Here is an 11,824-nt window from a genome sequence, read left to right as displayed (position 1 = left end):
CGTCCAAGTCAGGCGGAGCCACAGGATGTGGCGCTTTGGGCGTGATAAGTTTCGCTAACCATAAGTGGGGGATGAAGAAAACCCCCACTTATGGAAGTCTTACTTTATAGCCTTTTCCCCAAACAGTTTGAATAAGAGTGCCATGTTGCTTTAGTTTCAAACGAAGTGTCTTAATATGTGTATCAACTGTTCGTTCACTGCCAGTATAAGAATAACCCCAAATGGATTGTAATAGCTGTTCTCTCGAAAAAACTTTCCCGTTATTTGTTGCAAGCAGAAGCAATAGCTCATATTCCTTTAATGTTAAAGATAGGGATTGACCATCTATCATAGCAGAGTGTGAATCTAAATCTAATGTAAGCGGACCGATTGATTTTCTGGAAGCTGGTGTAGTGGCTACTTTTGCCCTTCTTAAAACCGATTCGATTCTTGCTAATAATTCTCCGGGATGGAACGGCTTTACAATATAGTCATCACCGCCTAATTTTAACCCATGGATTTTATCCCATTCTTCTCCTTTTGCGGTTAAAAAGATCAGTGGAATGTCATGGGTTTTTTTCACTTCATTTGCAAATGTGAATCCGTCCATATAGGGCATCATGACATCGACTAGTAAAAGGTCAGGTATATTGTGTTTGATTTTGGAAAGTGCATCAATTCCATTTGAGGCTTCTAGTACCGAGTATCCTTCTTTTAGTAGAAAGGTTTTGACCAGTTGTCTCATTTGGTCTTCGTCTTCAATAATCATTATGGTTACACTCATCCGATGTCCCTCACTTATTTACACTATGATTATCTATCATACATATCATTTTACTTTTAAGTTGTGAAGTTTTTGTGAGTTTTAATAGTCTACTGTTCAGAAAATAGTTTTCTTCACAATTCCCACACATTTTTCTTTTATTATGATATCTAAAGAAAAAAATAATGGAAGAGGAGTTACAGAAGTGATGAAAACAGATAAGCAAACACGACCTTCTCTGTATAAGACGGTGTGGAGATGGCATTTTTATGCAGGGCTGCTCATTGCCCCGTTTCTTATTATTCTAGCAGTTACGGGTTCGATTTATTTATATAAGCCACAGATTGAGAATTTTCTCTATAAAGACCTTTATGAGGTAACTCCGCAGGATGAGAGAATTTCACCAACTTCTCAGATTGAGGAAGTGAAAAAACACTATCCTGATGCGGTTGTAACAACATTTCGACCTGGAGAGTCAGAAAATCGTTCGAGTGAAGTTGGCATTATGAATCATGATGAATCACTTACCATTTTTAGTGACCCTTATACAGGAAACGTTATCGGAGAATTGAACAACGAAGATCGAATCATGGATAAAATAGAAGAGTTCCATGGTGAATTAATGGCAGGTACAGTTGGTGACCGAATCGTTGAGTTAGTGGCATGTTGGGCTGTTATCCTTGTTATTACTGGTTTTTATTTGTGGATGCCTAAGAAAAAATTCACCATTTCAGGAGTTGTTATTCCCCGATTTAAAAAGGGCAAAAAGATCCTCGTGAGGGACTTGCATGCTGTGCCAGGATTCTGGATCACAGCTGGTATGCTGTTCTTAATCTTGACAGGACTGCCTTGGTCAGGGTTCTGGGGAGGTCATTTCCAAAACTTCGCCACACAAACAGGTGTAGGATACCCGCCTTCCATTTATTTCGGAAGTGCGCCAACTTCAACGATCCAAACAAAGGAGATTGCAGACGTACCATGGGCCGCTGAAAACCTTGAAATCCCCTCTTCAGAAGTAGAGGGATTTATTCCAATACCGATTGATGAAGTGGTTACAGTTGCAGAACGTGAAGGAATTCATCCAAGCTATACGATCTATATGCCAAGTGATTCAACTGGAGTTTATACATTATCAGCTTATCCACCAAAAGCACAGGATGAGTTAACGATGCATGTGGATCAATATACGGGTGCAGTTTTAACGGACTATCGGTTTGATAATTATGGATTCATTGGCAAAGTAGTGGCTTTGGGAGTTACTCTTCATAAAGGGACACAGTTTGGCTGGTTCAATCAATTAATTAGTCTTATCATTTGCTGGGGAATTATCTTTGTGGCATTTAGCGGCTATTATTTGTGGCTAATTCGAAAAAGGAAACATGATCTTAGTGCGCCAAAAGCACCCAGCGCAAGGAAAGTAAAAGGATTTCTGATTCTATTAATTATATTAGGTATTATTTTCCCGTTGGTCGGGGTATCGATCATTGTTGTTTGGCTGATTGATTGGCTTTTCATTCAAAGAATCCCAAAATTAAAGCAGTTCTTTCATGCTTAAGGGGAGAGGTAGAATGAGAAAAAGTTTTAGTTATTCAATCGCTGCTTTGTTTGTCATGATCTTAACGGCATGTTCAAATGAACAGGATGTCGTGACATTATATAAACAAGAAAAACCTATTCATCTGGACATTTATATACCGGAAACATTTACTGACAATCAACAAGAGACGATAAAAGTAAAGCTTACACAAGCAGGAGAGCCGGTGGAAGATGCGGATTATGTCCATTTTGAAATTTGGAATCAAGAAGGTACTGTTCATTATGAAATGGAGCAAGCTAAGAAAGAGAAAAATGGGATATACAGTGTAAGGAAAGATTTTAATGAAGATGGTCTTTATTTTGTACAAGTTCATGCAAGTAACGAGGGTTCCATCATCATGCCGCAAAAGCAATTTGTTGTTGGAAAGTTAACTGAGAAAGATGTGAAATTTTTAGAAAGTCATGAAAAACCACAGAGTGGTGGTCATGAAGGCCACCATTAAATTAAGTGATATTAAAGTCTTTTAAAACATTTTAAAGTTGTTTAAAAACATCAGTTGGTTATTCCATTATTCTCGGAATTGTTATGTTAACTAATAGGTATATAAAAAACAATTAGAAAAAATGGAACAAGAAAGCGAGGTAATTAAGTTACTGTCTAGTTCCTATTTGCCTATACTTTTCTTCTTTTCTCTCATACTATGAATTATTTAGAAATTAAGAATGTGAGGTAATTTAGTGATGAGCACAAAATATTTACGATGGTCTGAGGTGCCTTATGCGGGAGAAGCGAAACAACCTTCTAATTCGGTTACCCCTTTGGCAGGCTCATGGCCTCTGGTTTATTTAAAAAGAGACAGGAACGGAAATTTTCTTAACCCTAACGGAAGGAAAATGAAACTTCCTATCACACATCCCAACCTGATTGACTTCAATAGAGAGTTACTTATCGTCCAAAATACTTTAAAGAGACTTACCCCTAATCAAAAAAAGATTGGGATTTATTATGGAACAGGGGTCCCTACCAAACAGTGGACTCCTGTTATCGATCGCTTAATTGATACGTATGGAGTTGGTCCAACAGATGCAGCAAGGATATTAGCTACTGTACAGGGTGCTGTAAATGACACAATGATCATAGTGTGGAACTTAAAATATCGATGGGATGTAGCAAGGCCAAATCAATATGACCCAAAAATGAGAACATTATTATGCACACCTCGTTTTCCAACTTATCCATCCGGTCATGCCACTATGTCAGGATGTGCACAAGTCGTGCTAAGCTACTTCTTTCCAAAGGAAGCAAAAAAGCTTCGGGAAATTGCTAACGACAATGCTCTTAGTCGTTTGTATGCAGGTGTTCATTTTCCTGCAGATAACGATGAAGGACTAAAATTAGGGAGGTTTATTGGAACAGTTATTGTGAATCACCTAAAAACACAACGTGATAGTGATCTAAAACCCATCGATCATCCATTTGAAAATTTCCTAAATGCAGATATTTTTCCTGACGATTACAATCAGTTTATTTCTTTCGACTTCTCAAATACCTGTACTTCTCTTGTAATGGATGAAAAAGAAACTAGCACAGATAAAAATAAAAACATCCATGTTCCCAAACCATTAATATATTTATAGAGCTTGCGTTGAAATGAACGTGAATGTCGTAGATTAAACGTTTACTTGGAACATAACCTCACATTTCCCCTTTAACAAAGGGAAAGTGGGAGGTTGTTTTTGCAACCTCCTTAAAAAGGTAGAGACAAAAAATAATTAACCTTGTTAATTACCGATAACTTCACTTATGTGAACTAAATTCTTATAAAATATATATACAGTTTAAGCTTGTACCAATCCATTCCCAATACCTATAAACAAAAGCAACACATGTCCATTTCAATAAATGAATTTAAACATATGATATTAAGGAACCACAAATATTAGTGATTTGTTACCTTGGAAAAGTAGCAAAATTACATCTCCATTTTTATTTCTGATAATACCTCATTATATAAATTAATACTTTCTTGCAGGACATCCAATAAGGCAAAATACCAGCGAAGCTACTATGAACTGCAATAAGAAACTGGAATCATATAACCCCCTTGCTCTCATTAGGTATTTATCTGACTGGCTGTAACAAAAAACGATCGTTTTGTTACAGCATTTGTATATCAAATACTATTTTTTAAAAAAGTATTAAGGCTAAAAGCTCCAGTTACTATATTCTGCAATAAGGCATTGGAGAGATGTATGAGGTGTATTGGTTATAATCATATTTTTAGCATAGGCCAAAACGTATAAAGATAAACGATTTTGCTCCTAATGTATATAATAATGCTACTGTATGTACCCGAAAATTTCACTCTAACCTTTGGGGTACATTAATATTTATAACATGTATTTACTTTTGGTGGTTTTTGATAAATTTTTTGTATTATTTTTTATTAAATGAACTAATAAGGAAATTAAAGGCAAAGCTGCTCCAATGAGTAAAGTTACTTCACTATTAATTTTATAGTAAGAATAACTTCCAATCCAAGAACCAAAGGCTCCTCCAAAAAAGAAAATAGTCATATATAATCCATTAAGTCTGTTTCTTATCTCGGGATTTAACCCAAAGATAACTTTTTGACCTAATAATAAATTTCCTGATACCCCAATATCGATGCTAATTCCAGAGATAAGGATTAAAATTACACTCAATAGTGAATGATCTTGAACAAAGAATAAAAGTACAATAGATAGAAGTACGAGCGCCATTGATACATTAGTCATTGAAAAAATATAACCTTTATCTGCAATTTTACCAATAGTAGGAGTTAATAAAGCTCCAGCTATTGCAACAAATCCAATTAATGCAATTTCATTATTTGAAAAATGTAATGGTTCAGACCTTAATAAAATTGGGAGTACTGTCCAATAAAGACTAAATGCTGCAAATAAACATGCGTGATAAAAAGCTCTTTGTTGTAAAGGAGATGTATTTATTAGTAGCTTCACCATAGAAGCAATTAAATGTGAATATGACATGTTACTATTTGAGACAACTTCATAGTTAGGCAAAAATTTTATAATTAACAGTAATACGGCAACTAGCGTTATTAATGAAAATAGAAATACCATCCTCCAGCCGAACCAGTCAGTAATTCCGATAGATAATGGGCGAGCAATCATAATCCCAATCAATAAACCACTCATCACTTTCCCTACATATTTACCTGTCTCTTCAATGGGCACAACCCTCATTGTTAGTGGAACTAATATTTGAGCCGCACAGGCTCCAATGCCAATTATGGTTGTTAATAGTAAAAAAACAATTCCATTTGTGGAAATAAGAGCACCAATTAATGAAAAGATAGAAAGCCCGATAAGAATAATAATTATTTTCTTACTTTTAAATAAGTCAGCCATGGGTACGATAAAAAATAATCCCAATCCATACCCAATTTGGGTCAAAGTAGTGAGCAATCCAGATAAACCAGAAGAGATGTTCAGATCTTTTGCAATAAATTGTACAATTGGTTGAGCATAATAAATATTAGTAGCAAGTGATCCGCAACTAATTGCCAAAATAAAAATTAAAAAATTTGTCTTTTTAGTCAACGTTATCATTCCTTTTGTTTATTTTTATCTTTTTGGTACGTTCGTTCCGAAATACTTAAAAAAGAAAGACTATAGGTCTGCAATAGTCTTATCCACTAGATGATAGGCTAGATTTTTCTCTTTTTTGTATCTGGACATTAAATTAATGCTATGATTTAAACTTAATAAAGAATATGCAACTAATTCAGAGTTAGCCTCTTGTGAAATTTCTCCTTTCTTTTTCCCTTCTTCAATGACTTTCTTAAACACTTTTTCAAGTTCATTAAAATCATTTATAAGTATTTCTTCTATGGAAGGATCAATATGTCCAATAAGCAGTGAAGAATTAGTGATAATACAACTTTTGGGAATGTCATCTGAATAGCATTTTTCAATTTGTTGATAAAAAAAGGATTTAAGTGATGCTTTAGTGTTTATACCACTAAAAAGTAAATTTCTTCTTCGATAGCCATAGTTTTTATAATGTTCTAAAACCAGTTTAAATAGTTCATCCTTATCTCCAAAACTATCGTAGAGAGTAGATCGACTTATTCCCATCGTTTCAATAAGATCTGAGATATATGTAGCGTCATAACCTTTCTCCCAAAATAAATACATAGCTTTATTCAAAGCATGTTCTTTGTTAAAACTAATCTTTCTACCCAATTTACAACACCCCCATTTATATAAATTAGTATAGAGGTTTCGGAACGAAGAGTCCAGAAAAATCCAGAACAATGAAAAGTGCTTATTTCTGCTTTAGAAAATATTGAATTAAAATAAATTACGACATAAGGAGATGAAAAAAGATGAGTTAATGACTCACCTTATTTTTTACAAACTGAACAGAATATTTTATCAGCAAGTATGCACAGTGATGCATCTAAAGCACCATAAAAGTAAAAGAAAAAGTGCTAGAAAATAGTCGGTACCATGCCTCCATCCATACGAATCGGAGAACCTTTAAAAGCGGATGCATAAGGGCTACATATAAAGGCAGTTAATCTACCTATCTCAGTTGGCTTGATAAATCGTTGGATTTCAGACTGAGGTAGATTTGTAGTCATAAATTCTTTCTCTTTTTCTGAAAAAGTCATATTTTCATTAGGGTATATCCTCTCAATTATTTGTTGCACATTTTCGGAGAGTGATGGTCCCGGCATAATCGTATTGACAGTAACTTCTTTTCCTATTGTTAATTTAGAGAGGCTTTTTGACAATGATAATAGCATTGATTTTGTCATACAATATTGAGGCATTTGTCCCGAAGGCATAACTGCTTCCTCACTCGCAATAAAGATAATTCGACCAAAATTATTTTTTATCATTTTAGGTAAGTAAAATTTAGATAATCCATTTGCGGAAAGAACATTAGTACGGATATACTTTTCCCATACTTCATCGTCGACTTCCTCATATTTCATAATTTCATAAATCCCCATATTGTTAACTAAGATATCGATTTGGGGATGTTTTTTAAATAATGCTTCCCTTTGTTGAATATCTACAATATCGGCAGTAGCATTTTGAGGGACGGTATCAGGGAACTCTAACTTAATTTCTTTTACGGTTCGTTCTACCTCTTCGTCATTTCGCCCATTAATTAGTACATTAACACCTTCTTTTGCAAGTTCAATGGCAATTGCTTTACCGATCCCTCTTGTTGATCCAGTGACTAAAGCTGTTTTATTTTTCAAATCCATATCCATAATACATTGCTCCTTTTAGTTTAAAAAAATAATCCTTTTATTGTGTTAGTTATTATTAAGTTATCCGGCTGTTCATACAGTGTCAAAAAGTAAACTAGTCAATTAATCAAGTTTAAACCGAGATGTTTAGTACGCCATTTTAAAGGGGTAGCACCTTCCCAAAGGTGAAAGGCGCGGTAGAATGAGTTTTGGTCTTCATATCCAATCAAAAAGGCGACCTCTTTAATATCAAGTGACGGGTCTGCCAGGTACTCTCTTGCCTGCTCATGTCGAACTTTTGTTAACAAATGCTTGAAGCTCGTGCCTTCTTCAGTAAGACGCCGCTGCAAGGTACGATCGCTTATCCCTAACTCGCTCGCAATAGTCTGAATGTCAGGGCGACCTCCTGTTAGACTACATTTCATGATCCACTTGACCGTCTCAGTAATTGATGTGCTGCGTGCCTGCTCATTCAACGACTGTTCCAGTACGGGAGTCAGTATCTCCAGCAATTCTGCATTGTACGAGACAAAGGGACGATCCAGATCTGCTCGATGTAAAGTCAACCGGTTACAATTTGTACCGATCTGAATTCGGCAGCCGAAGTAATCTTCAAGTATCTGTAGGTCGCCAATAGAATCGGGAGAAAATTCGACGAACTTTGCTGCCAGTGGTTGACCTGTGCCCCTGCGTCCAAGCTCGAGTAGAAATGCCAACGTAATACCAATTAGAATGGGCAGACCGGGTTGTTCACTATGCAATGATTTTATTTCAATTGTGCAGTGTTCACCTTCCTCGGTGATATGTATGCTTTCAGGAGGGCACAGTTGTTTGTACCTGGCCATTCGCTTTAAAGCATCACGGTAGTCACGAGCATGGTAAGTTGCTAAGACAGTCGGGGGGAAATGATCTGTTTCAAAGGATGTCGCGAGCTTGATGATTCCTGTGGCAGTGTCATCAATGAGATCGGAATAAGCCTGCCAGATCGCGAAATATTGAGCTGTGGTGACAACTGGATCAGAAATAATGGTGATTGGCAATTGTGCTTTTCGAACCACCTCGTGGGCGACAATCCCCAATTGACGTAATCCTGCCCAAAATCCTGCCGGAATTTTAATACGATCAGAGGTATTCAACGTCATATATATGCCTCCTTTATCTATTTACATAAGTATTTTTAAGCGTAATTTGTGTCCTTCTTTACTAATGGTACAGTTTAATAGTATCTCTCCAATGATGCCTTGTAACTAGCAAATTGCGACAAAACACTTGCTAACTACGCCAAATTAGATTTTTAAACGACTTTATTGATATATTTTTAAGCACGGTGAAGGATCTAATATCAAAAATTAAACAACTATATTGTTACTTTACGCATTAGAGGTTAAGAGTTGGTTGTTCCTCCACCCTTTAAAACAAGGTTCACAAAATGTTCACTTACGAGGGATTTTTATACTCTCTATAATACAGAGGTATGAAAAAGGAGGAACAAAAAATGCCAACAACAAAGAAGGAAAGTGTTCAATTTGGTTTTATGATGTGTTTTGGAATGGTATTCTTTATGACGATCTATAATTTTTATCTCAATGGAATGATAGGGGAACTTACACTTATAGAGGGGATTTCTGATTTTCTTATTGGGTTTGTTATTGCATTCATACTAGATTTGTTTATCGTTGGGCCAAATGCCAAAAAAATAGCTTTGAAAATAACAGCTAAGACGAATAATAAGGTTTATACAATTCTATCAATTTCTATCTGTATGGTGATAGGGATGGCTTTCTTTATGTCTATTTATGGCCTTGTTACAACGTATATTCACAACGGATTTACTGCGAGTTCAATTTTGTCAGATTATTTATCTGTATTCGGTAAGAACTTTATGATGGCATTGCCTCTACAGATCATTATTATGGGACCGCTGGTTCGCTTTTTATTTGTTAAATATGTTAAATCTACTAAGGTAGTAAGTGTATAAAATTTTAAAAAAAGACAAGATCTTCGATTAGAGATCTTGTCTTTTTACGTTAGCTTAACGAGTTGACCTTTTCTTTCCTTTGAATCGCATGAGACCAAGCAACGACAGGTATAAGTAAAAGTGAGAGTACAGCTCCGGAAAGAGATAGCGCAGTATAACTGGAATGTGCGACGACCATTCCTGATAACGCACTGCCGGAGGCCCCTGATAGTGCAACCAATACATCAACAGATCCTTGTGTTTTGGCACGGGTAGTTGGATGTGTGGCATCAATGATTAGGGCTGTTCCACTTATTAAGCCAAAGTTCCAACCAACCCCAAGCAAAATGAGTGCAAAAATAAGTAATCCCATTGAATGGCCAGGTGCAAAAGCTGCAACCAAGCCTGAGAATAATAGAGTGGCACCGGAAGCAATCGCCATAGCCGTGCGTCCCACTTTATCTACTAATACTCCGGTGAAAAGTGAAGGTAGATACATAGCACCTATATGGAATCCGATGACTAACCCTACTGCTCTGAGCCCATGACCATAGTGTTCCATATGGATAGGTGTCATCGTCATAATTGCCACCATCACGAGCTGCGTTAACACCATAATGGTTGCACCAACGACGATGCCGCTTTTATTTGTGTTCGGGTTATCTAAAGTTTGCTTTTTCTGTACACGATTCGCTTTTTCCTGTGCCTTCGCAACAGCTGTCGATACAATCAATGGATCCGGACGAAGAAAAATGAAGAGAACTGTTCCGGCGAGAATAAAGGCAGCAGCAGCTAAGATAAAAGGACCTGCTAATGGAGGAATACCAATTGATTGTGCAAAATTTCCCATTACATCAACAAGGTTTGGACCTGCTACAGCACCAAAAGTAGTTGATACCATTGCCATGCTCACAGCAGTGGCCCTTTGTTTAGGTGTTGCTAAGTCTGTACCAGCATATCTGGCTAATAGATTTGTAGCGGTACCAGCTCCATAAATAAGAAGAGATAGGAATAATAGCAAAATACTGTTAAGTAAAGAGGCTGTGATAATACCAATGGCTCCAAGACCACCAGCGAAGAAACCTGCTGCAAGACCTATTCTCCGTCCAAAACGCTGTGAAAGTCGGCCAACTAGCAATGCAGCCCCTGCAGATCCTAATGTGAGCAATGCAACCGGAAGGCCTGCAGCACTTTCTGTCCCAATCATATCCTGGGCTAGAAGGGCACCAACTGTTATCCCTGCAGCAAGCCCTGCTCCACCAAAAATTTGTGACAAGATCACGATTTTTAATGTTTTTTTGTAAAGCATTTGTTGTTTCTCAGGTGAATCAATGTATTCCTGCACCCAACTTGGATGCTGTTGTGTTTCATTTTTCATCCTTTGCACCTCCTTAAAATGCTTCATCCTAATTAGAAAGAGCTCATGAGAAGAACAATACATTCATGAGCCCTTACCAATATATTACTGTTAATGGTCAAAATTGAAAATGAAAAAGATTTTTTGAAAAATATGTTTTATGAGCTGTTAAAATGTATAAGATTCACCGTCATCAGGAACGAGTACCTGAGATGAGATTTCTTTTTCCTGAACAAAGCTTTTTAATTCTTTTCTGGATAATGTCCAATGATTAACGGCTTCCATATGGACAGAAACAATCGTTGCGTTAGGGGCAGCTTTATACACTTCAAAGATATCTTCTTTCCCCATAACTAAAGATCCGCCTTCTAGGAATTGGTTATCTCCACCGTTTACAACTATAATTTCAGGATTATGAGTATTGATCACTTCCTGTGTTCCTTCATACCAAACCGTATCACCTGCAATGTATAATGTTTTTTCAGAAGGGTGCTTAAAAACAACACCACAAACGTCTCCGGCCATTTTTAAAATGTCTCCTCTGCCATGCTCGCCTTTCGTTTTGATTATTTGAATCCCTTCAAGTGTCGTGTCTTCTGTTAAAACTTCAACATGTTGAAAGCCGTCACTTTTAACAACTGCAGCATCATCTTCATTTTGCACAAACATTGTTATGTGTTTCGGTATGACATTTTTCGCTGTATCATCGTAATGATCTAAATGGAGATGTGTGACAATAACAGCATCCACTTCATGAATCAGTTCGTCAATGGAAACTGGTAAACTGACTAATGGATTTTGCTGATTTTGTCTTAATGAATTAGGGAAAGGAGGATAAGTCCCTTTTTCTGCTAAAAATGGATCAACTAAAAATTTCTTTCCTGCATATTGAACAACGATCGTCGCGTTGCGAATTTGTTGTATCTTCATTTTTTTTGCTCCTTTTCTTTGAATTAGAT

11 protein-coding genes are annotated in these 11,824 nt (G+C 36.5%); 4 read left to right on the top strand and 7 right to left on the bottom strand.

Translation table 11 applies throughout. The features are described from left to right. Positions 1-88: 88 nt before the first annotated feature. Positions 89-763 carry a response regulator transcription factor gene (locus BK577_RS03165; RefSeq protein WP_078431583.1) on the bottom strand — a complete coding sequence of 225 codons (675 nt, stop codon included), beginning with the start codon at positions 761-763 and terminating at the stop codon, positions 89-91. 187 nt (positions 764-950) lie between these two features. Here BK577_RS03165 and BK577_RS03160 point away from each other — a divergent pair, with 187 nt between their 5' ends. The 3 genes from BK577_RS03160 to BK577_RS03150 all read left to right on the top strand — a co-directional run bounded on the left by BK577_RS03160 (position 951) and on the right by BK577_RS03150 (position 3,916). Further along, positions 951-2,297 carry a PepSY-associated TM helix domain-containing protein gene (locus BK577_RS03160; RefSeq protein WP_078431582.1) on the top strand — a complete coding sequence of 449 codons (1,347 nt, stop codon included), beginning with the start codon at positions 951-953 and terminating at the stop codon, positions 2,295-2,297. A 13-nt stretch (positions 2,298-2,310) separates the two neighbouring features. After that, complete coding sequence (locus BK577_RS03155) at positions 2,311-2,781, top strand: FixH family protein (protein WP_078431581.1); 471 nt, start codon at positions 2,311-2,313, stop codon at positions 2,779-2,781. A gap of 238 nt (positions 2,782-3,019) precedes the next feature. Further along, positions 3,020-3,916, top strand: coding sequence for a vanadium-dependent haloperoxidase (locus tag BK577_RS03150; RefSeq protein WP_078431580.1), 897 nt, complete (start codon positions 3,020-3,022; stop codon positions 3,914-3,916). Positions 3,917-4,669: 753 nt separating this feature from the next. On the opposite strand, the gene BK577_RS03145 is transcribed toward BK577_RS03150, so the two are convergent. The 4 genes from BK577_RS03145 to BK577_RS03130 form a co-directional block, all read right to left on the bottom strand. Continuing rightward, positions 4,670-5,893, bottom strand: a complete 1,224-nt coding sequence (locus BK577_RS03145; protein ID WP_180321200.1) for an MFS transporter — start codon at positions 5,891-5,893, stop codon at positions 4,670-4,672. Between the two features lie 60 nt (positions 5,894-5,953). Further along, positions 5,954-6,529 (bottom strand): TetR/AcrR family transcriptional regulator, encoded by a 576-nt coding sequence (locus BK577_RS03140; protein ID WP_078431578.1) that lies wholly within the window; start codon positions 6,527-6,529, stop codon positions 5,954-5,956. Between the two features lie 248 nt (positions 6,530-6,777). Continuing rightward, positions 6,778-7,572: an SDR family NAD(P)-dependent oxidoreductase gene (locus BK577_RS03135; protein WP_078431577.1), complete on the bottom strand. Its 795-nt coding sequence runs from the start codon at positions 7,570-7,572 to the stop codon at positions 6,778-6,780. 98 nt (positions 7,573-7,670) lie between these two features. Continuing rightward, on the bottom strand, positions 7,671-8,693 hold the full coding sequence (locus BK577_RS03130) for an AraC family transcriptional regulator (protein ID WP_078431576.1): 1,023 nt from the start codon (positions 8,691-8,693) through the stop codon (positions 7,671-7,673). Between the two features lie 353 nt (positions 8,694-9,046). On the opposite strand from BK577_RS03130, the gene BK577_RS03125 reads away from it, so the two are divergent. Further along, on the top strand, positions 9,047-9,529 hold the full coding sequence (locus tag BK577_RS03125) for a DUF2798 domain-containing protein (protein WP_078431575.1): 483 nt from the start codon (positions 9,047-9,049) through the stop codon (positions 9,527-9,529). A gap of 49 nt (positions 9,530-9,578) precedes the next feature. Here the strand turns inward: BK577_RS03125 and BK577_RS03120 are convergent, their stop codons facing one another. Together BK577_RS03120 and BK577_RS03115 are read right to left on the bottom strand one after the other, a co-directional pair. Continuing rightward, positions 9,579-10,886 (bottom strand): MFS transporter, encoded by a 1,308-nt coding sequence (locus BK577_RS03120; protein WP_078431574.1) that lies wholly within the window; start codon positions 10,884-10,886, stop codon positions 9,579-9,581. A gap of 147 nt (positions 10,887-11,033) precedes the next feature. Further along, positions 11,034-11,795 (bottom strand): MBL fold metallo-hydrolase, encoded by a 762-nt coding sequence (locus tag BK577_RS03115; RefSeq protein ID WP_078431573.1) that lies wholly within the window; start codon positions 11,793-11,795, stop codon positions 11,034-11,036. Positions 11,796-11,824 lie beyond the last annotated feature (29 nt).

Origin of the sequence: Metabacillus halosaccharovorans, assembly GCF_002019635.1 — a bacterium.
Classification (GTDB): domain Bacteria; phylum Bacillota; class Bacilli; order Bacillales; family Bacillaceae; genus Metabacillus; species Metabacillus halosaccharovorans.
This window is presented reverse-complemented; position numbering and strand designations above follow the sequence as displayed.